The 19796-nt window shown below is 72.2% G+C and carries 18 protein-coding genes; 4 read left to right on the top strand and 14 right to left on the bottom strand.

The window, feature by feature from the left end; all coding sequences use genetic code 11:
• Positions 1 to 80: 80 nt before the first annotated feature.
• A complete protein-coding gene (locus OOK41_RS16150) occupies positions 81 to 2882 on the top strand; it encodes a M14 family zinc carboxypeptidase (protein WP_266265757.1) in 2802 nt (933 codons plus the stop codon).
• 142 nt (positions 2883 to 3024) lie between these two features.
• On the opposite strand, the gene OOK41_RS16145 is transcribed toward OOK41_RS16150, so the two are convergent.
• Both OOK41_RS16145 and OOK41_RS16140 read right to left on the bottom strand, forming a co-directional pair.
• Positions 3025 to 3504, bottom strand: a complete 480-nt coding sequence (locus OOK41_RS16145) for a hypothetical protein (protein WP_117669830.1) — start codon at positions 3502 to 3504, stop codon at positions 3025 to 3027.
• 135 nt (positions 3505 to 3639) lie between these two features.
• Positions 3640 to 4950 carry a helix-turn-helix transcriptional regulator gene (locus OOK41_RS16140; RefSeq protein WP_266265756.1) on the bottom strand — a complete coding sequence of 437 codons (1311 nt, stop codon included), beginning with the start codon at positions 4948 to 4950 and terminating at the stop codon, positions 3640 to 3642.
• A gap of 254 nt (positions 4951 to 5204) precedes the next feature.
• Here OOK41_RS16140 and OOK41_RS16135 point away from each other — a divergent pair, with 254 nt between their 5' ends.
• A complete protein-coding gene (locus OOK41_RS16135) occupies positions 5205 to 5948 on the top strand; it encodes a YqjF family protein (RefSeq protein ID WP_266265755.1) in 744 nt (247 codons plus the stop codon).
• 60 nt (positions 5949 to 6008) lie between these two features.
• Here OOK41_RS16135 and OOK41_RS16130 read toward each other — a convergent pair whose 3' ends face one another.
• Together OOK41_RS16130 and OOK41_RS16125 are read right to left on the bottom strand one after the other, a co-directional pair.
• Positions 6009 to 6848 (bottom strand): peptidoglycan-binding domain-containing protein, encoded by an 840-nt coding sequence (locus OOK41_RS16130; protein ID WP_266265754.1) that lies wholly within the window; start codon positions 6846 to 6848, stop codon positions 6009 to 6011.
• A gap of 134 nt (positions 6849 to 6982) precedes the next feature.
• Positions 6983 to 7639, bottom strand: coding sequence for a M23 family metallopeptidase (locus tag OOK41_RS16125; RefSeq protein ID WP_266265753.1), 657 nt, complete (start codon positions 7637 to 7639; stop codon positions 6983 to 6985).
• Between OOK41_RS16125 and OOK41_RS32080 the strand changes: the two genes are divergently transcribed.
• On the top strand, positions 7592 to 7906 hold the full coding sequence (locus tag OOK41_RS32080) for an endo-1,4-beta-xylanase (protein WP_353962206.1): 315 nt from the start codon (positions 7592 to 7594) through the stop codon (positions 7904 to 7906). The two genes, OOK41_RS16125 and OOK41_RS32080, sit on opposite strands and share 48 nt — an antisense overlap.
• Here OOK41_RS32080 and OOK41_RS16120 read toward each other — a convergent pair.
• Positions 7827 to 9233 carry a glycosyltransferase gene (locus OOK41_RS16120; protein ID WP_266267840.1) on the bottom strand — a complete coding sequence of 469 codons (1407 nt, stop codon included), beginning with the start codon at positions 9231 to 9233 and terminating at the stop codon, positions 7827 to 7829. The two genes, OOK41_RS32080 and OOK41_RS16120, sit on opposite strands and share 80 nt — an antisense overlap.
• Positions 9234 to 9616: 383 nt before the next feature.
• Here OOK41_RS16120 and OOK41_RS16115 point away from each other — a divergent pair, with 383 nt between their 5' ends.
• Entirely contained in the window at positions 9617 to 9847 is a 231-nt protein-coding gene (locus OOK41_RS16115; protein ID WP_117669836.1) for a DUF2188 domain-containing protein, read from the top strand.
• Positions 9848 to 10016: 169 nt separating this feature from the next.
• Here the strand turns inward: OOK41_RS16115 and OOK41_RS16110 are convergent, their stop codons facing one another.
• The 9 genes from OOK41_RS16110 to OOK41_RS16070 form a co-directional block, all read right to left on the bottom strand.
• Positions 10017 to 11198 (bottom strand): Cmx/CmrA family chloramphenicol efflux MFS transporter, encoded by a 1182-nt coding sequence (locus OOK41_RS16110; protein WP_266265750.1) that lies wholly within the window; start codon positions 11196 to 11198, stop codon positions 10017 to 10019.
• Between the two features lie 534 nt (positions 11199 to 11732).
• Positions 11733 to 12467, bottom strand: coding sequence for a GntR family transcriptional regulator (locus OOK41_RS16105; RefSeq protein ID WP_266265748.1), 735 nt, complete (start codon positions 12465 to 12467; stop codon positions 11733 to 11735).
• A gap of 88 nt (positions 12468 to 12555) precedes the next feature.
• Positions 12556 to 13758 carry a dipeptidase gene (locus tag OOK41_RS16100; protein ID WP_266265746.1) on the bottom strand — a complete coding sequence of 401 codons (1203 nt, stop codon included), beginning with the start codon at positions 13756 to 13758 and terminating at the stop codon, positions 12556 to 12558.
• Positions 13759 to 13791: 33 nt separating this feature from the next.
• A complete protein-coding gene (locus OOK41_RS16095) occupies positions 13792 to 14781 on the bottom strand; it encodes an ABC transporter ATP-binding protein (RefSeq protein WP_243639871.1) in 990 nt (329 codons plus the stop codon).
• On the bottom strand, positions 14765 to 15748 hold the full coding sequence (locus OOK41_RS16090) for an ABC transporter ATP-binding protein (RefSeq protein WP_117669840.1): 984 nt from the start codon (positions 15746 to 15748) through the stop codon (positions 14765 to 14767). The genes OOK41_RS16095 and OOK41_RS16090 overlap by 17 nt, the downstream gene beginning before the upstream one ends.
• Positions 15745 to 16581 (bottom strand): alpha/beta fold hydrolase, encoded by an 837-nt coding sequence (locus tag OOK41_RS16085; RefSeq protein WP_266265745.1) that lies wholly within the window; start codon positions 16579 to 16581, stop codon positions 15745 to 15747. The genes OOK41_RS16090 and OOK41_RS16085 overlap by 4 nt, the downstream gene beginning before the upstream one ends.
• Positions 16578 to 17759, bottom strand: a complete 1182-nt coding sequence (locus OOK41_RS16080; protein ID WP_266265744.1) for a Xaa-Pro peptidase family protein — start codon at positions 17757 to 17759, stop codon at positions 16578 to 16580. The genes OOK41_RS16085 and OOK41_RS16080 overlap by 4 nt, the downstream gene beginning before the upstream one ends.
• A gap of 2 nt (positions 17760 to 17761) precedes the next feature.
• Entirely contained in the window at positions 17762 to 18643 is an 882-nt protein-coding gene (locus OOK41_RS16075) for an ABC transporter permease (RefSeq protein WP_243639873.1), read from the bottom strand.
• Positions 18644 to 18815: 172 nt separating this feature from the next.
• The gene (locus OOK41_RS16070; RefSeq protein ID WP_117669843.1) at positions 18816 to 19769 is read right to left on the bottom strand and encodes an ABC transporter permease; all 954 of its coding nucleotides are present in this window, start codon (positions 19767 to 19769) and stop codon (positions 18816 to 18818) included.
• Positions 19770 to 19796: the final 27 nt, after the last annotated feature.

The following is a 19796-nucleotide window of genomic DNA, read 5'->3' as shown; positions in this document are numbered from 1 at the left end:
CATACGCTCCGAGCGGCCTCGATACATTTCCCGGGAAGGGAAGCGGGACAAACATGCGACCTGCTCAGCGTCGATCCAGAATGGTTCCCCCGAAACGACTCGCCAGCGCCGCCGCCATCGTAGTGCTGGCCGCGACGACGCCGCTGCTGTACGGCCCCTCGGCGGGCGCCGCCCCCCGGGTGCCCGCGTGCAGCACCGACCCGAACGCCCGGCTGGCCTCGGTGCCGAGCCCGGAGAGCTTCCTCGGCTTCCCGCTCGGCACCGGCCAGGAGCGGGTGGTCACCAACGACGAGGTCCGCGGCTACCTCGACGCCGTGGACACCGCCTCGAACCGGGTGGTCACCGGCAGCATGGGCACCAGCGTCCTCGGCCAGCCGCTGCCGTACGCGATCGTGTCCAACGAACGCAACGTGCGGCAGGGCGTGCTGAAGGACATCGCCGAGGACGTCCGCTCGCTGCGCGACCCCCGCCTGGTGACGCAGAAACTGGCCGGCCGGATCGCCGAGGCGACCCCGGCGATCGTCTGGGTCACCGCCAACGTCCACGGTGGGGAGAAGAGCGGCACCGACGCCGCCCTGAAGACCCTGTACGAGCTGGCGGCCGGGCTGTCCTGCGAGGTCGCGCAGCGCAACGACAACCTCGTCACGATCGTCGTGCCGACCCAGAACCCGGACGGCCGCGACGCCAGCCGGCGGCAGAACGAGTACGGGTTCGACATGAACCGGGACTGGTTCGCCCGCACCCAGCAGGAGACCGACGGCAAGGTCGAGCTGATGCGGCAGTACCCGCCGCAGGTGTTCGTCGACGCGCACGAGATGGGCGGCCGGCAGTACTTCTTCCCACCCAACGCCGACCCGATCCACCACGAGATCTCCGGCGAGGTGGTCGACTGGGTCAACCGGATCGGCGAGGCCAACAAGGCCGGGTTCGGGTTCAACGGCGCCTGCGGCGGCGCCGTCACCACCGAGTGCTACTTCAACTACTCCACGTACGACATGTTCTTCATGGGGTACGGCGACACGGTGCCGGCCACCGGCTTCGGCGCCGCCGGCATGACCTTCGAGAAGGGCAGCTCCTCGGCGGTCGCCGACCGGGTCCAGCAGCAGTTCCACACCCAGTGGGCGACCCTCGGCTGGGCGGCGGCGAACAAGCGGAAGGTGCTGACCGGCTACTACAAGATCTGGAAGGACGCGCTCGCCGAGGGCCGGGCCGGCACGTTGGAGCCCAACGAGGTGGTCCAGCCGACCAATACCGTGCAGTTCCCGGTGCCCGACATCACCGTGCGCTCGTACTTCCTGCTGCCCGACCGGCAGCTCGCCGACGCCCGCCGGCTGGTCGAACGGCTGCGCCGGATGGACGTCGAGGTGTACGAGGTCAGCAAGGCCCTCAAGCTGCCCACCGCCCGGGTCTTCGGCGGGCGCGCCGCGACCGACCTGACCGTGCCCGAGGGCGCCTACTGGATCCCGATGAACCAGCCGCAGAAGCACTGGATCCAGGCGATCCTGGGCGAGGACCCGTACACGCCGTTCCCGTACTTCTACGACGTGTCCTCGTGGAGCAACCCGCTGCTGATGGGGCTGCACACCGTCTGGACCGGGGCCGACGTGCGGCCCAACGCGCGACTGGTCGACAAGATCGAGAACACCGGCGGCGGCAAGACCTCGGCCGCGCCGGCGCTGAGGGGCTCCTACAGCTACGAGCTGGACTCCGCCGCGGCGGCCGAGTTCACCTTCACCCTGCTGGGCCAGGGCGTCCAACTCGTCCGCGACCTGGACACCGGCGCGGTCGGGCTGCCGGCCGCCGGCCTCACCCCCGAGCGGAACAAGCTGGCCAAGCAGCTCGGGGTGACGCTCACCCCGTACACCACGCCGGCCGCCGGGTCCCCGATCAGCCGGCCCGACGTGGGGCTGTTCCGGGGCACCGGCATCTCCACCACCTCCGGCTCGCACGGCGAGGCCCGGTACGTGCTCGGCAAGCGGTGGGGGCTCGATCTCACGCCGGTGACCACGGCCGACATCAACGACAACACGCCGGCCTTCACCGGGCGCACCGTGCTGCTCGTGCCGGACGGCAGCAGCGCCACCGGCGGGCTCACCGCCGCCGGACAGGCCAACCTGCGCAACTGGATCGCCCAGGGCCACACCTACCTCGGGCTGCGCAACGAGGGCACCCGGATGGCCCGCGCCGCCGGCCTCACCTCCAGCACCGAGAAGCCGAAGCCCAGCGGGTACACGGTGATCGGCTCGCACCTGCGGGTCGACGTGGACGGCGACAGCCCGGTCGCGCTGGGACGCCCGGCCGAGGACTTCGAGTTCAACAACAACGACCCGATTCTCGACCCGAGCACCACCGGCACGAACGTGCTCAGCTACCCGACCGGCGACACCTTCTGGTCCAACGGCTACACCGTGCAGGGTGCCGCGCTGAAGGGGACGGTCGCGCTGGTGGACGAGCCGACCGGCGCCGGCCGGGCCGTGCTGTTCGCGTTCAACCCGCTGTTCCGGGCGTACAACGAGAGCGGCCTGCACCTGGTGGCCAACGCGCTGCTCTACCCGGCCGGCGGCCGGGCGGAGCGCGCCGCGCCGCGCCGGGCCGGCGCCGTCGACCCGGCCCGCGCCGCCGCGGCGGCCGTGCCGGTGGCGGAGAACCTCGGCGGCGAGTGGCGGCCGTTCACCATCGAGGTCGCCGCCGGTGACCTCGCCCGCGCCGAGGCGGTCGTCGACCGGTTCACCGACACCGCCCGGCCATCCGTCGCGGGCGGCTCGGCCTACCTGGTGATCCCGAACCCCGAGGGGCTCCAGGTCGACGAGCACCCGTTCCTGGGCGACCTGGTGCGCACCCTGCGGGACGCGCGGATTCCGCTGCGTTCCGTGGTGGGCTGACCCGGTCCGCCGAAGGTCGTGCCGGCCGGGCCAGCAGGCCCGGCCGGCACCGCCGGGATGCAGCCGGGTTCTGGTCCCCGCCTGGCGACGCCCCTGCGGCCGGTGTCCCGCCCGTGCGGGCGGGACGCCGGCCGCCCCCCGATCAGCCGCAGAACTCGGGGAAGCTCTCGTAGCCGATCCAGTACGGGTCGAAGCCGCCGCTGGGGTAGTAGTAGACGTAGCCGCCCCACTGGATGCACTTGTCCGCCGCGTTCACGTAGACCGGGCCCGCGTAGTAGCTGTAGTTGCCCCGGTCGACGACCCAGCTACCGCCCTGCACCTTCACGCGGGCGTCCACCGGGGTCTTCACGCCCAGGTGGTTCTGCTTGAGCGTGACGACGCAGTTCTTGCCCGTGCTGCGGTTGTAGAGCACGTAGATGTAGTAGTCGCCGTCCTGCGGGTTGACGTCGAGGACGTAGTACCCCGCGCCGCAGAGCCCGGACGCGGAGTACGGGTTCTTGTCCGCCGCGTGGGCCGCGGTCGGACCGGTCAACAGGGCGGCCAGACCCACGGCGAACGCCACCACGACTGCGGCGAACCGCCGGCCCAGCACGTCGGCGAGCCTCTTCTGGCGAATGGACACGTTGTTCTCCTTCCGGACGCCGCACCGGAACGCGGCGCCCTGTCGGACTCGTTCGTACCGGCGCGGTTGATTGATCGCGTCCCCGATCGGGCCGCGCCGATCAATCCCGCCCGGACGGCCCGCCGGGAACCGCCGTCAGCGGTCGGGGTACCGGCACGCCGCCCGCCCGGCGGCGACCCGCTGGCCCGGGTCGAGAGGCCGGGTCGGGGCGGCGAGCCGGGCCCCGGCCACCCGCCGGACGTCGAGCACGTCGGTGGGCCCGTCGCCGCCCAGGCAGGCCACCGCGGCCAGCAGCACCGCACCGGCCGGCTGGACGGGCGGGTGCCGCCGGGCGGGCCGCCACTCGGCGGTGAAGGCGGGCCCCGAGGGGCCGGTCAGGGCAAGCTGGTGCCAGCGGGGCGACGCCCGGCTGTCGTCGGCGTAGTACGCGGCGAAGCCGACCACGTCCACCCGGCGGCCGGCGGCCCGCAGCCGCAGCCGGCCCCGCTCGGCGGCGCCCGCCTCGGGCGTGGGCTCGGCGGCCAGGGTGATCTCGGTGGGTGGCGTCCGTCCGCCCGGGCAGTCGACGGGGGCGGCCCCGGCCGCCGGGTTGCCGTGCACGATCCCCGAGGCCATCACCCCGCCGCCGGCCACCGTGAACCAGCGGACGTCCGGCGTACCCGACGTGGCGTCCAGCACCGTGTCGCCGAGGCAGAAGTCGGTGAAGCCGACCGGGCAGCCGGCCGGCACCATCGACAGCACCGGGGCGTCGAGGTGCGCGCCGCTGCGCACGCGTGCCCCGATGCCGTACGTCGTGCCGGTGAACCGGGCTTCCGGCCCGACGGACGGGCAGGTCACCGCGTGGGGTGCCGGCCCCGTCCCCCGGGACACCGCCGGGTCGCGTTCGGTGAGCAGCCCGACCGCCGTGGCTGCCACGGACACCACCGTGGCCGCCACGAGCACCCGCCGGGCGAGCCGACGCCGCGCCGCCGGCCCGCCGGGCGCCACCGACCCGAGGGGCCCGGACGACGACGACGGCCCGGACGACGACGGCCCGCACGACGGCACCGGCACGGCGAGCGCCTCGGCGTCGGGTGACCCGGCGGTGACGGCGGTGACGACCGGCAGGGGCTCGGGCGGCGCGAGGTCCGCCGGCACGGGATCGGGTGACCCGGAGTCGGGCGGCGGGCCGACGGCCGCGCGCAGCTCGGCGTCCAGCTCGTGCCAGCGATGCCGCCACTGCTCGGTGTCCCCGCCGCAGGCGCCCACGTACGCCAGCACCACGTCGAGGCTGGGCCGGCGCATCCCGCTCGCGGCCTCGGAGAGGGTGGTCGGGCTGTAGCCGGCGGCCCTGGCCAGCACGCGGTAGGTGGGGTTGCCGGCCGCCGCCCGGAGCATCCGCAGTTCGTGGGCGAAGCGCGGCAGCGGACCGGCCCCGAGATCGATCGGTCTTTCCTTGCGCGCCACGTCGCCCCCGTTCCCGTGTACCGGCCATGACGCGCCGGGTCCGGGCCGGCGCCGGATGGATCGTACGAAACTGCCCGTACCGCAACGGGCGCCCGGCTGGCCGTCGTGGCCCCGGGTCACGCTCCACAAGGCATCCTAGGAGGACAGTACGGATCGGGTCGGGCGTCAGGCTGGGCCCGCCGGTGTCGCGGCGCCGTCGACCGCTCGTGGTGGCTGACGCCCGGCGGTTCACCCGGGCGGGGCACGATGGGTGCATGGACATCGAGCGGGTCGACCCCGCACCCGATCGGGCGTTCCGCCGGGTGGTCCTGCGGCAGCGCTGGGAGGATCTCACCTTCCTGCACTGGGCGGTCGCGCCGGAACTCGTCGCGCCGCTGCTGCCCGCCGGCACCCGCCCGGACACCCTCGACGGGGTCACCTACGTCGGGCTGATCGGCTTCCGGATGGTCGGGCTGGGTTTCGGCCGGGGACCGGGGGTGCCGTACCTCGGCACCTTCTGGGAGACCAACGTGCGGCTCTACTCGGTCGACGGGAACGGCCGGCGCGCGGTGGTGTTCCGCTCGCTCGACGCCTCCCGGCTCGTCCCGGTGCTGGTCGCCCGGGCGACCCTGCGACTGCCGTACCTGTGGTCGGCGATGCGGCTGGACCGCGACGGCGACCGCTACACCTACCGGTGCCGGCGCCGCTGGCCCGGCCCGGCCGGCACGACCAGCCGGATGGTGGTGCGGGTGGGCGGACCGATCACCGACCCGACCCCGGTGGAACACTTCGTCACCGCCCGCTGGGCGCTGCACACCCGGGCGTACGGGCGAACCCTGCACCTGCCGAACTGGCATCCCCGTTGGCCGCTGCACCGGGCCGAACTGCTGCACCTGGACGACGACCTCGTCACCGCCGCCGGGCTGCCGGCACCGGCCGGTCCGCCGGTGAGCGTGCTGCACTCCCCCGGCGTTCCGGTCGTGTTCGGCTCTCCGGTCACCCTGCGCCGGCCCGGCTGACCGCCACGCGGGGTGGCGGCGATCAGCACGAGCCGATCCGGGCTGGACCACGCCGGGTGATCACAGAGTTCGCTGGTACTCCTCCCAGGTGAGCTTGGGGGTGACGGCGGGCCCGTCGTCGGCGCCGCGGTCGGCCAGTCCGTTCAGCCCGAGGTAGTAGTCGCCGGCCTGGTGCTGGGCGGGCGCCGACTGATCCGTGTCGGCCAGCGCGACGGCGTGCACGTGGTAGGGCCAGTTCCCCTGGCTCGGGGTGCGCAGCCAGGCGGCGAAACCGACCTGACGCAACTGCCGGACCACGGTGGTGCGGTACGTGCTGGACATTCCGTCGACCGACAGGTCCAGGACTCCGCCGCCGTCGTGGGTGCCGGCCGAAGTCGGATCGCTCGTGCTGTACGAGCCCTGCGAGATCGTCAGCTGCCGGCCGAGCAGCCGCTCGGCTTCGAGCAGCATGGCCCGGGTCCGGGTGTTCACCTGGGCGCCGCGGAAGGCGACGGCGCTGCCCGGCGTGAGCACGCGGGCCACCGTGAAACGCTGGTCACCGAGCAGCCGCAGCGACGTCTGCCCGGGCAGGCCGGTGGCGTCGAGCCCCGAGTAGCCGAGGGAACGCTGGTACGCGGCGTAGGCCGAGACGGTGCTGGTGCCGAAGTGCCCGTCCACATAGGTGCTGGCGAGCAACCCCCGGTCCCGCAGGGCCCGCTCCACGAGCAGCACGCTGTCCTTGCTGCCGGCGGTGATGGCGGTGTCGGCGCGGCGCGGGTCGATCTGCGCGGCCTTGATCAGTGCTTCCATGTCGACCTGCGGCAGCTCGGCGGCGCCGGGGGCGGGCAGGGCCTGGCCGCCGACCGCGAGGCCGACCGTCGCGGCGACGGCATAGTGGAGCAGGTGTCTTCTGGTGGGCACTGTCCCTCCGAGGCGGGTGGTGGGAGCCGTGGTCGAGGTGGCCGGCGACCCGGACACCGCCGCCGGCCGAGGTGCCGATGACCTTACCCTCGCTCGGGCCGGTCGAGGTGCCCCTCCGCGCCGGCACCCGTCGGCTACGACGCCCCCGGGCCACAGTTGTTGCTGGTACGCGTGACCGTGTACTCGGTGTCGTCGTGGGTGATGCCGGACGGCGAGCCGTCGAAGTGTGCCTCCACCTTCTGCCAGCCCCGGCGCTGCTCGTAGTGCAGATGCGGCGCCCCGGAGTTGCCGGTGCTGCCGACCCGTCCGATCTGCTCGCCCCGGGCGACCCGCTGACCGACCCGGACCAGCGGCGGTTCGAGCAGGTGGAGGTACTGCGTCTCCCACCGGCCGCCGTGGTCGATCTTCACCCAGTACCCGCCGCCCCGGCCGCGCGGGCCGTCCGGGTCGTCCGGGGTACGCCCGCCGAGGGACCCGTTGATCCCCGCCTCGGTGACCGTGCCGGCCTCGGACGCGAGCACCGGCCGTCCCCACGCCCTGCCCTCGGTGGGGAACAGGTCGACGTCGTAGTCGTCGTGGCCCGGGTAGGTGCCGAGCTGCCAGGTCTCGCCGCAGGCGACGGGGAGTTGGAAGGACGGTCGCGGGCCCGGCGGCAGCAGCAGCGGGACGACGACCGTGGCGACGGCGACGACGGCCCCCACCGCGCCGAGCGCGAGGACGGCCCGGACGATCCGGGTGCGGCGATGGCGGCGGGGGCTGGTCGGGTGGCCGGTCGTCACCGCCCCGAGCATGGCAGACGCCGGCAAGGCGCCGGCTGCCGGGTGCGGCCCGGGTCGGCCTCGCGGCACCGGCGCGACCCTCGGTACCGGGAGCTGGTGCGGGCGGAGTTCTCCACGGTCACCGCGGAGAACGTGATGAGGCGGGACGCGCTGGAGCCCACCCGCGGCAGCTACGACTGGGGGCGTACGAGCCGAGAGTTCAGCCGACCGCCGCCCCGACGGTCCGGTGGGCCGCCGCCTCGTCGCGGTGCCGCAGCACGAGGTCGGCGGCGACGGTGAGCCCGCCAGCCTGCCGCATCCGCTGGCTACACAGCTCCGCCCGTTCCCGGAACGAGTCCTCGTCCAGCAGTCGCCCGATCTTGGCGAGGATGTCCTCGACGTCCAGGGGGTCGGTGTGCTCGACGGCCAGCGCCACCCCGCTGTCGACCGCGCGCACCACCCCGTCGGGACAGTCCAGCCAGAACGGCATCACCAACTGCGGGGTGGCGAAGTGGACGGCCTCGTGGATGGCGTTGGCGGCACCGTGGTTGAAGAAGACCCGCACGTGCGGGTGGGCCAGCACCCGAAGCTGGCAGGGCAGCCACTCCTCCACCCGAAGGTTGCCCGGCAGCCGTGCCGCGGACGGGAGGAGGCGCTGCTGGGCCGCGGGCAGTTTCCAGAGCACGGCGTGCTCGGGCCCGAGCCGGTCCGCGACCTCGACGATCGTCCTCATCTGCCCCTCGGACGGTCGCATGATGGTGCCGAACCCGACGTAGACCACTGAGGGGTGGTCGTCCAGCCAGCGGTCCAGTTCGTCGTCCCGGTCGGCCGGCGGCAACTGCCTGGGCACCACCGGACCGAGCATCCGCAACTTCGCCGGAGCGGTCGGGAACGGGTACTCGAAGCCGAAGACCGTGTACGACATGAGCGCCGCGGCGTCCTCGGCGTAGAGCGCCGGCCGCATCTCCGGATTACGGAGGCCGGCCGCCTTGCGGCGGGCGATGGCGACGAGGTTCCGCCGTAGCCGGTCCGGCTCCATCAACGCCCGCACCAGCCTGCTCCGGAAGCCGGCGTTGGCCGCCTGCTGCCGGGGCGTCATCCGCGCCGGCAGCCCGGAGAACGGGGCGGGATAGCGGGGTGGCAGCAGTTCCTGGAGGAAATTGGACGGCGGTGTGGAGATGCTGACCAGGAAGGGCACCTGCCGGGTCTGTGCCGCGTCCATCGCCCAACTGGCCTGGCTGTCCACCACGGCCACCGCCGGTTGGACGTCGTCGATGACCTCCAGGCAGCGCCGGTAGAGCTGCTGGATGTAGTCGAAGTCGGTGCAGACGTCGAGGTACCGGGCGAACCTGTCCGCACGGTCACCGTTGGTCAGCGCCCGGTACGTCGCGTCGTCCCAGGTGTCCGGTGACGACTGCGGGAGGGCCGGGCCGAGCGAGACGAAAGAGACCTCGCCCAGGCCGGGCAGCCCCTCGACGTCCGCCCGGCGGTCCTCGGTCGATGCGAACCAGACGTTCCTGACGCCTCGGGCCTTCAACTCGCCCACGATCCTGAGTAACGGGTTGAACAGACCGGCGCTGTTGTAGGTGGATACCAGTACCGCGCTGCCGCGCTCGTCTCCGGTCATGAACACCGTCCCATCCGTCCTGCCCGACCTCGCCGCCCCACCCCCGAGAACGTCGTGCGGCGGGCTGATCGCGAGACGTTCAGCCAGGGGCGGGCCGGCTGTCGAGGTGTGCCGATGCGCCGTGAGGCCAGCGTGAATCCGGCCGATAGATCGCCACTCAGCGGCCTCCCGAAATCCTAACATCGTTGTATTTAGATGCGGCCATATTCGTGGCCACGAGCTGCCGGTGCGGGCTGCCGCCCACCGCACCGGCGACTCGAACTCCACCTGGCTGAAGTCCATCCCCAGGGAAACGGTCGGACCACTGTCGTTTGGGCAGAGGCGTTCCCGGCAAGTAGTTGGCGGTAGCTCAGGTGCAGGCAAGGGACAGACGGGAGCCGGCAATGGTCAAGGGTGACATCGACACGTACCACGAGGATGGGCAGTGGAAGACCCGTCCGGAGGGCAACCAGCAGGCCAGCAGCACCCATGATGCCAAGGACGAGGCGCAGGCCCGGGGGCGCGAGATGGCGGTGGACCGCGGCGTCGAGCACGTGATCAAGAAGCAGGACGGCACGATCGGGGAGAAGAACACCTACCCGCGCAGCCGCGACCCGCGGGACATCAAGGGCTGACCGCGGCTCAGGGACGGCTGAGGTCGGCACCCGGAGCGGGATCGGAAGCCCAGGTGGAGGGGGCCGGCCAACGTGGCCGACCCCCTCCCCAGGTGAGCCGGCCGCCGCCGCGCCGCCGGGTGGAGCGCGACGATCGACGATGGCTCCGGCCGGGCCCGTGGAACCTGGCTCAGGAGGCGGTCACCTTCCTGCGGGACTCCGTCCCGGTCCGCTGCCGCGCCGCCTGCGCCAGTCCTGCCGCGACGATCGCCAGTGCGACCAGCAGCGCACTGACCCACAGCGGGGACCGGTAGCCGAGCCCCGCGCCGATGGTGACGCCACCCAGCAGGGGACCGACGGTCGCACCCACGTTCAGGGCGACGGTCGCGAACGAGCCACCGAGCGACGGCGCCTCCACGGCCGCGTACAGCACCTGGGTGATCAGCGTGGAGCCGACGGCGAAGGAGAGCGCCCCCTGGACGAAGACGAGCAGGAACGCCGCGACCGGGTTGCCCGCGGTGATCGTGAACAGGAGCCAGCCGATGAGCAGGGCCGGGCCGCCGGTCACCAGGAGTCGCATCGGCCGGGCGTCCGACATCCGGCCCGCGACGGTCACCCCGACGAACGACCCCAGGCCGAAGATCGCCAGCAGTGCCGGCACCCACCCCTGGCCGTACCCGCTGACGTCGGTGACCAACAGGGCCAGGTAGGTGAAGCTGCAGAAGGTCGCGCCGTTCACGAGCGCGGCCAGGCACAGGGTAACCAGTACCCGGGGACGGCGCAGCGCCCGCAGTTCCCGCCGCGCGCTCGGCGCGGCCGGGTCCGGTGCCGTCGCCGGAACCGAGCGCAGGACCGCGAAGACGGCCGGCACCGAGAGGACGGCCACCGCCCAGAAGGCCACGCGCCAGCTCCAGAGCTGACCGAGCACGGCACCGGCCGGCACCCCCGCGACACAGGCGAGGGTGACGCCGCCGAGCAGGACGGAGGTGGCCCGGCCCTTGGCGTCCGGTCCGGCCATGCCGGCCGCCGTCGCGACGGCGACGGCCAGGAACCCGGCGGTGGCCAGGGCACCGAGGACCCGGGTGGCGAGCAGGACGCCGAAGCTGGTGGTGACGGCCCCGGCAACGTGCACGAGCATGAAGGTGATCAGGAAGACCAGCAACGCCCGGCGTCGCGGCCAGCGCAGACTGAGGATGGCCACCAGCGGCGCGCCGACGATCATGCCCGCGGCGAAGGCCGAGGTCAGCGCCCCGGCGGCCGGGACGGACACGTTCAGGTCACTGGCGATGTCCGGCACCAGGCCGGACAACATGAACTCGGACGTTCCCTGGGTAAAGACCGCCAGTCCGAGCAGGTAGATGGCGAATGGCATGACGACTCCACAACCGCGTCTGAAACGAGACAAGGCGCGGCAGGCCACCGCAACCCACGGCCGGGTGTCTGCGAGGAACGTTCATCCAGCCGTGCGCATACCGGGAGCACCGCGCGAGGACACCCCGGGAGCCGGCATCACGGACCCGGCCGGAAGGCGGAGGCGGTGAGACGGAGCGGGGAGAAACAGCCCGGGCGACGGCGGTCCGGCGGCAGGCATGGCAGAGAGGCGCACTGTCGTCGGACTCGACGACGCGTCAGCGCGACATCACCCAGCGGACGCCACCGGACGACCGGTGGCTAGCGTCTGGACGCCTCGGGGCTGGACATGGAGCCGACCCTAGCTGCCGTACGCGCGCCCGTCAAAGGCCGGGGAGCATGATGTCGAGCACCACCACGTCGTACCGGTGTTCGGTCGCGGCCGGCGCGCGCCGCGAGCTCCTCCTGGGTGAGGCCGGCCCGCCGCCGGTGCTCCCCGATCATCTCCTCAGCACCGCGCCCCTCCAGCAGCACGCCGCGACGCTCACCCCGTCGGCTAGGACTCCGCTCCGCGACTGATGCGCAGAGTCAGCACGTCGGTACGGACCGTGATGTGTCCGTGGAAGAGTGCCGCCCCGTCCGCCCCGTAGCCGATCTGGGTGGCGGTGACCAGCGGATGCCCGAGCGCCACGCCGAGCCGGGCGGTGGACTCCTCGTCGGCGAGCACGGCCGCGAGTTCGATCTCCGCCCGCCGCACCGGCATGCCGGTCGCGCTGGCCAGGAACTCGAACATGTCCAGGTCGATGCTGACCAGGCCGGACGGGTCGAGGTCCCGGCCGGCGAAGCGCAGCGGCAGATGGTCCCGGATCCAGGCCGCCGCGACCCCGTCCACGGCGAACAGCCGGTCGACCCGCCACACCGGCGAGCCCGGCTCCAGCCCGAGCACCCTGGCGCAGTCAGCCGGGCAGGTCGCCCGGCTGACCGCCGCGTCCTGGAGCGTCGGCCGGTGGCCCGAGGCGGTGATCCGGTCCCGCAGCGCGGTCACGTCACCGATCGACACGGGCACCCGCTCGCCGCCGTCGTGCACGAAGGTGCCGATCCCCCAGGTACGGGTCACCACGCCCTCGCCGGCGAGTTGGCCCAGCACCTCGCGCACGGTGGCACGGCTGACCTCCAGCCGATCGGCCAACTCCCGCTCGTTTGGCAGCTTGTCGCCCGACCGGAACTCGCTGCCGATCAGCTCCCGTAGCCGACCGTGCGCGGCCTGTAGCGCGGTCTCGCGCCGAACCATCCGCTCCACCTCTTCATTCCCCGCCGCCGGCCGTGGCGTACGGAGTTTAGTTCGTCGGGGCCCACCCGATAAATCGACCGGCAGGGCACTACCAGACCTGTTCGAGCACCCGCACGGTGTTGCCGCCGATCACCTTGGCGATCTCGTCGTCGGAGTACCCGTGGCTGACCAGCCAGCCGACGATGTTGCCGAACGCCTCGCCCGGGTTCTCCACGCCGGACACGTACTCCACCCGGGGGTGCTCCGGCCGGTTGCCGGCGTCGTGCGCGTAGTTGCCGGCGTAGGTGTTGTGCACCCCCACGTGGTTTCCGAACATCGTGTCCGGGCCGAACGTGACGTGGTCGATGCCGACCAGTTCCACGCAGTACGTGAAGTGGTCCATCACCGACTCGATCGAGTGGTGCGGGTGCTCGGCCGACAGGGTGGTGTGCGGAGCGGCCTCGATGCCGATCACGCCACCACGCTCGGCGCAGGCCCGGATCACCTCGTCCGGCTTCATCCGAGGGGTGTTCCAGACCGCGCGGGCGCCGGCGTGGGTGATGAACACCGGCACCCGGCTGGCCTCGATCACGTCCAGCGAGGTCTGGTCACCGGAGTGCGAGACGTCGATGGCGACGCCGAGCTTGTTCATCCGGTCCACCGCGCGCCGACCGAAGTGGGTCAGCCCGCCGTCGTGCCGCTCGGAGAGGCCACCGCCGAGCATGTTGGCCTGGCTGTAGGCGATGCCGAGCTGGCGGACGCCGAAGCCGTAGAGGATGTCGATCCGGTCCAGCTCGTTCTCGATCGGGCTGGCGCACTCCAGGCCCGCGACCAGCGCCAGCCGGCCGTCCTGCTTGGCGGCGTGGATGTCGGCCAGCGAGGTGGCCAGGAAGACGTGGTCCTGCTTGTAGAGGTCACTCATCCGCATCCCGAGGGCGTAGACGAGGTCGTTCCACTTCCAGCCGTTCTCGCTGGTCACGCAGGAGGCGCCGGCCATGAAGTTGTCGAACACCGCGGTCAGGCCGGAGCGGGACAGCCCCTCGTAGCCGGTGCGCTGGCGCGCGGTGCGGTTGTACGTGCGAAGCTCGCCGACGTCCTCGGGCAGGACCACCGGGTGCTCGTGCAGGGAGATCGCGACGTGCTCGGTGAGCAGTCGGGTCACCCGCGCACGCTGGGCGTCGGTCAGGCCGAGGTCGTGCTCGGGCACCCGGCCGACTTCCTGCGCCAACTCGAACACCCGGTAGTCCGAGTGCGGCTCCAGGTACGAGTAGGACCTGTGCCCGTGGTACCGGGGGGCGGGTTCTTGCAGCAAGACACTGTCTCCTTCGGGACGGTCGCCGGTCGTTCACGCGGCCAGCGGGAAGTGGCAGGCAACCGGGTGGACTCCGGCGGCCAGCGGCGGTTCGGTGGTGGCGCAGGTCTCGGTCGCCTGCCAGCAACGGGTCCGGAACCGGCAACCAGAGGGCGGGTCGACCGGGCTGGGCGGGTCACCGGCCAGCAGGATCCGCTGCCGTTGCCCGCGTCCGGCGGGCTCGGGCACCGGCACGGCCGAGAGCAACGCGCTGGTGTACGGGTGCCGGGGCGTGTCGTACAGGCTCGCCTCGGGGCCGGTCTCCACCAGCTTGCCGAGGTACATCACCGCCACCCGGTCGGAGATGTGCCGCACCACGGACAGGTCGTGGGCGATGAAGACGTACGCCACGCCCAACTCCTCCTGGAGCCGTTCCAGCAGGTTGACCACCTGGGCCTGGACCGACACGTCCAGCGCGGAGACCGGCTCGTCGCAGACGATCACGTCGGGTTGCAAAGCGAGCGCCCGGGCGATGCCGATGCGCTGGCGCTGCCCGCCGGAGAACTGGTGCGGGTAGCGGTCCAGGTGCAGGTCGGGATCGAGGCCGACCAGGTCGAGCAGGTCCCTGATCCGGTCGATCCGGCGCCGCCGGTCCAGCACGTCGGGGTGGATCTCGAAGGGCTGGAGCAGGATCTCCCGGATGGTGCGCCGCGGGTTCAGCGACGTGTACGGGTCCTGGAGCACGATCTGGATTCGCCGGCGCAGCGCGCGCAGTTCCCGACCCTTGGCCGTGTGCACCACCGACTCGCCGAAGCGCACCGCGCCGGAGGTGGGCTGTTCCAGCCCGACCAGCATCCGGGCCAGGGTGCTCTTGCCGCAGCCGGACTCGCCCACCACGCCGAGCGTCTCGCCCCGGCGCAGGTCGAAGGAGACCCCGTCGACGGCCTTGACCACGCCGCCGGAGGTGAACGGTATCCGCCCCTTGAGCGGGAAGTGCTTGACCAGGTTCTCGACCCGCAGCACCACGTCATCGCCGGGTGGCACCGAGCACCTCCTCGTGGTGGTGGCAGGCGCTGGCCCGGTTGGCGGGGAGCACCTCCAGCGGCGGCAGGACCGTCCGACACTCGTCGGTGGCCCGGGGACAGCGCAGGTGGAACGGGCAGCCGGCGGGCAGCCGGGCCGGGTTGGGCGGGGCGCCCGGGATCGCGTAGAGCACGTCGTCGCGCCGGTCCACCCGGGGCATCGAGGCGAGCAGCCCCTCGGTGTACGGATGGGCCGGGCCGTCGAAGATCTGCTCGACCGTGCCCCGCTCGACGATCCGGCCGGCGTACATCACCGCCACGTCGTCGGCGACCTCGGCCACCACCCCGAGGTCGTGGGTGATCAGCAGCAGGCCCATCCCGCTGTCCCGCTGGATCTCCGCGAGCAGCTCCATCACCTGGGCCTGCACGGTCACGTCCAGGGCGGTGGTGGGCTCGTCGGCGATCAGCAGGTCCGGTTCCAGGCAGATGGCCAGCGCGATCATGATGCGCTGCCGCATCCCGCCGGAGAACTGGTGCGGGTAGTCCCGGATCCGGTCCTTGGCGGCCGGGATCCGGACCCGGTCGACCAGTTCGACGGCCCGGCGGCGGGCGTCGGCCCTGGACATGCCGCGGCGCACCCGCAGCACCTCCATGATCTGGTGCCCGACGGTGAAGACCGGGTTGAGCGCGGCCATCGCGTCCTGGAAGACCATGCCGATCTCCTCGCCGCTGATCCGGTCCCGCTGTTTGCGCGGCAGGGTGAGCAGCTCCCGGCCGTGCAGCCGGACCGCGCCGCTGATCCGGGCCGGTGGCGTGTCGAGGATGCCCATCACCGCCTGCGCGGTGACGCTCTTGCCGGAGCCGGACTCGCCGAGGATCGCCAGGGTCTGCCCGGGGTCGACCTTGAGCGACACCCCGTTCACCGCGTTGACCGGCCCGCTCGGGCCGGGGAACGCGACCCGCAGGTCGTCGATCTCCAACAGGGTCATCGCAGCACTCCGGCCTCGGCGAGGAAGTCGCGCACCACCTGCTGGAACAGTTCGGGCTCCTCCAACTGCGGCGAGTGCCCGGACTTCTCGAAGACCACCAGCCGGCCGCCGGGGACCAGGTCCGCGATGACCTGTGAGGCCGCCACCGGGGTACGCCAGTCGTGCCGGCCCACGGTGACCAGTGTCGGGCAGGTGATCGACGGCAGCTTCGGCTTGAGGTCGTAGCGGGGCATGTTCTGCCCGAAGGCCGCGTTGTGGGTCCGGTAGTGGAACCGGGTGGCGGCCAGCTTCGCCTCGTCCTTGGCCGGGTCGTGCTGGTGGTCGTACAGCGGCAGGATGGCCCGCCAGTACTCCCGCAACTGCTCGTTGCTCTCGAACCGGCCGGTGCCGATCCGCTCGATGACCCACTCCGGGATCACCGAGCGGTCGGTGTTGCGGGCCCGCTCGACCGCGAGGTGGTCATGGGCGGTGTCCGCGGCGGTGTCCCGCAGCACCAGCGCGGAGACCCGGTCGGGGTGGGCGACGGCGTACTCCAGGGCGATGAACCCGCCGTACGAGCCGCCGGCCATGACGATCTTCTCGTAGCCGAAGTGCTCCCGGATGGCGTCCACGTCGGCCACCCACTGCTCGTGGGTGAACGGCTCGTCGTCGCTGGACTCGCCGGACCCGCGGGCGTCGAAGACGATGACCCGCATCCGGTCGGCGAACGGGCCGAACGAGCGCTTCGGCTCGTTGCGCGAGCCCAGGCCGGGCGCACCGTGGTGCACGATCATCGCCGGTGCGTCGGTCGGGCCGAACGCCTCGACGACCAGTTCCGCTCCGTTGATCTTCATCGGACCCCCTCGATGACGTTGGATGCCAGGTCGCGCGGGTAGCTGGTGAGCCGGCGCGGGCCGTCCTCCCCTACCAGGACCGTGTCGGAGATGCGGTAGCCGGCGTGGCCGGGGACGTAGACGCCCGGCTCGCTGGAGAGCAGCATGCCGGGGGCGAGCACGGTGTCGTCGCCGTCCTCGACCCACGGCGCCTCGTGGTTCTGCAACCCGATGCCGTGCCCCTGCCGGTGCCGGATGTAGTCCCCCAGCCCGTGCCCGCGCAGCACGTCCAGGCAGATCCGGTTGACCTCGGCGCAGGTCCGACCGGCGATCATCGCCTCGGTGCCGACCTCCTGCGCCTGTCGGTCGGCCTCGTAGTAGCGCACCTGCTCGGCGGTGGGTTCACCGATGACGAAGGTGCGCTCGCTCTCCACGAACCGGCTGGCCACCGCCGCGCCGAGGGAGAGGATGAGGGTGTCCCCCGGCTGGATCCGCCGACGGGTCGGCAGGCCGTGCGGCAGGGCGGAGTTCGGGCCGGCGTAGAGCAGCCCGCCGGCCAGCTTGGTGGTGTAGACGACCAGCTCGTAGTCGGCGTACATCCGGTCGGTGCCGTACCCGATCACGTGCCGGGCGATCTCGTCCTCGCGGGGCAGCGGTCCCCCGCCGGCCAGCGCCTCCTCGATCAGCGCCCGGCCGGCGCCGAGCATCTCGTCGCAGATCCGCGCGGCGGCCTCGTGGAACGGGATCTCCTCGGGGAACTTGCGCAGCCGCAGCCGGGACACCGCGTCGGTGGTCTCCAGGTTGACCCCGGCGATGGCCAGGGACAGTGCCCGGAACGCGCCGACCGAGATGCCGGCGCTCACCCCGATCCGGCGGATCGGGCCGCCGGGGCGGGACAGCGCCGCGGCGAGGGTCTGCTCGGCGGTGACCACGCCCGGGTACTCGAAGTAGCTGGCCGTGGCCACCTGGACGCCCTGCTGGGCGGCGTACTCCTCGTCGAGCCGGGGGATGACCAGCAGCGGATCCCCCGCCCGCGGCATCCAGAGGTAGACGGGGCGTTCGGTGGCGATGTAGAAGAAGCCGCTGAGGAAGGCGACGTCGGCCGGCGAGCTGGCCAGGAAGCCGTCCAGGCCACGCTCGTCGAGCGCCTCGGCGAGCCGGGTCCGGACGCTGGTGTAGAAGCTGTCGGGCAGTCGCATGGTCAGCCTCCGTTACGGCGGGGGTCGCGGGTGTCGTTGAACCGCATGCCGGCGACGGTCGCCGAGAGCACCAGCAGCAGGATCGCCAGGGACGGGAAGAGCGTCTGCCACCAGGCGATGGCGATCACGCCGCTGCGCTGGGCGTTGAGCAGGATCCGCCCCCAGGACCAGGCGTCCGGGTCACCGAGGCCGAGGAAGCTCAGGCCGGCCTCGGAGATCACCGCCCGGGAGGCGGTGAGCAGTACGCTGACGATCACCAGCGAGACGACCGCGGGCAGGATCTCCCGGGTGACGATCCGCCAGCCGGTGGCGCCGAGCACCCGGGCCCCGTCGATGTAGGGCATCGCGCTGACCACCAGGCCCTGCGACCGGATCAGCCGGGCCACCTCGGGCCAGGCGAAGAATCCGATGATCATGGTGAGCGTCCAGACGCTGGGGTTGACCACCGCGGCCAGCATGATCATCAACGGCAGGGTGGGCAGCGCCAGCATCACGTCGGTGATCACCGTGGCGACCGCGTCGATCGGGCGGAAGTAGGCCGAGGCCAGCCCGATCGCGGTACCCAGCACGATCGCGATCACCGAGGCGGCCAGGCCGATCACCAGGCTGGTCCGGGTGCCCCAGACCACCTGGGCGAAGATGTCCTGCCCGAGGTCGTCGGTGCCGAACCAGTGCGCGCCGGACGGCGATTGCAGCACGTCCGCGCCGGCACCGACCGGCTCGTCGGCGATCAGCGGCGCGAAGACCGCCATCACCACCATCACGAGCAGAACCAGCACCGACAGCGCCGCGGAGGGCTGGCGCAGGTAGCTGTACCAGGACCGCCTGACGGCGGCCGGGGCGACCGGTGGCACCGTCTGCTCGGTCAGCACGGGGGCGCTCACGGCATCCTCCCTTCACAGGTGGCGGCTTCGGGGCTCCGCTGCGCTGCACTCCTCGCGCTCACCGGGCCACATTCGTTCGCGACTGCGGGGCTCCGCTGCGCTGCACTCCTCGCGCTCACCGGGCCAACTCCGTTCGCGACTGCGGGGCTCCGCTGCGCTGCACTCCTCGCGCTCACAGTCGAATCCTTGGGTTGAGGACGGCGTAGAGCATGTCGGTCAGCGCGTTCGCGGCCACCACGGTGACGGCGAGCATGATGAACGCCCCCTGGAGCACCGGATAGTCCTGCTGCCCGACCGCCTCGAAGATCAGCCGGCCGACTCCGGGATAGGCGAAGACCGTCTCGGTGAGCACCGCGCCGCCGACCAGGGTGCCCAGTTGCAGGCCCATCAGGGTCAGCGCCGGCAGGATCGCGTTGCGCAGGCCGTGCTTCCAGACCCGACGCCGGGCCGACAGGCCCCGGGCCTGGGCGGCCCGGATGTAGTCCTCGCCGAGGACCTCGATCATGTTGGTGCGCAGGGTCAACGCGTACGGGCCGAGCTGCACCAGCACCAGCGACAGCACCGGTAGCACCAGGTGGTGCGCCAGGCTCAGGTAGGCCGCCGCACCCCGGGTGTCCGGGTCGATCGCCCCGCCGATCGGGAACCAGCCGAGCCGGGCGCCGAGGAAGACCAGCAGCAGCATGGCGACGCTGGGCACGAAGAGCGCGTGCCCGCCGATGCCGAGCGCCTGGAGCGTACGGTCCAACCACCTGCCCCGGTGCACGGCGGCGGAGACGCCGATCGGGATGCCGACGGCGATGGTGATGACGAACGCGCTGCCGGCGAGCAGCAGCGTCCAGGGCAGCCGGTCGACGATGATGTCGGCGACCGGTTGGATCTGCCGGAACGAGATGCCCAGGTTGCCCTGGAGCAGCTCACGCAGGTACGACACGTACTGCTCCCACAGCGGACGGTCCAGGCCGTACGTCTTGAGCAGCGCCGCCTGCATCTCCGGCGTCATGTCCCCCTCGACCATCAGGGACGTGGGGTCCCCCGGCAGCAGCCGGAGCAGGAAGAACGTCGAAGTGATCGCAATCCACACGGTCAGGACGGCTTTCAGTGCCCGACTGAGCACGAAACGTGCCACGGGGGACCCCTCCTTTCCTTCTTGGTT

Source organism: Micromonospora sp. NBC_01655, from assembly GCF_026339755.1.
Taxonomy (GTDB): Bacteria; Actinomycetota; Actinomycetes; order Mycobacteriales; family Micromonosporaceae; genus Micromonospora.
Note: the sequence above shows the minus strand (reverse complement) of the source record. Positions and strands in the feature narration are given on the sequence as shown.

Excerpts from the sequence above, each read along its gene's own strand:
- OOK41_RS16150 (WP_266265757.1), top strand. The coding sequence starts at position 81 with ATGGTTCCCCCGAAACGACTCGCCAGCGCCGCCGCCATCGTAGTGCTG.
- OOK41_RS16135 (WP_266265755.1), top strand. The coding sequence starts at position 5,205 with ATGGACATCGAGCGGGTCGACCCCGCACCCGATCGGGCGTTCCGCCGG.
- OOK41_RS32080 (WP_353962206.1), top strand. The coding sequence starts at position 7,592 with ATGGCGGCGGGGGCTGGTCGGGTGGCCGGTCGTCACCGCCCCGAGCAT.
- OOK41_RS16125 (WP_266265753.1), bottom strand. The coding sequence starts at position 7,639 with ATGCTCGGGGCGGTGACGACCGGCCACCCGACCAGCCCCCGCCGCCAT.
- OOK41_RS16120 (WP_266267840.1), bottom strand. The coding sequence starts at position 9,233 with ATGACCGGAGACGAGCGCGGCAGCGCGGTACTGGTATCCACCTACAAC.
- OOK41_RS16115 (WP_117669836.1), top strand. The coding sequence starts at position 9,617 with ATGGTCAAGGGTGACATCGACACGTACCACGAGGATGGGCAGTGGAAG.
- OOK41_RS16110 (WP_266265750.1), bottom strand. The coding sequence starts at position 11,198 with ATGCCATTCGCCATCTACCTGCTCGGACTGGCGGTCTTTACCCAGGGA.
- OOK41_RS16105 (WP_266265748.1), bottom strand. The coding sequence starts at position 12,467 with ATGGTTCGGCGCGAGACCGCGCTACAGGCCGCGCACGGTCGGCTACGG.
- OOK41_RS16090 (WP_117669840.1), bottom strand. The coding sequence starts at position 15,748 with ATGACCCTGTTGGAGATCGACGACCTGCGGGTCGCGTTCCCCGGCCCG.
- OOK41_RS16085 (WP_266265745.1), bottom strand. The coding sequence starts at position 16,581 with ATGAAGATCAACGGAGCGGAACTGGTCGTCGAGGCGTTCGGCCCGACC.
- OOK41_RS16080 (WP_266265744.1), bottom strand. The coding sequence starts at position 17,759 with ATGCGACTGCCCGACAGCTTCTACACCAGCGTCCGGACCCGGCTCGCC.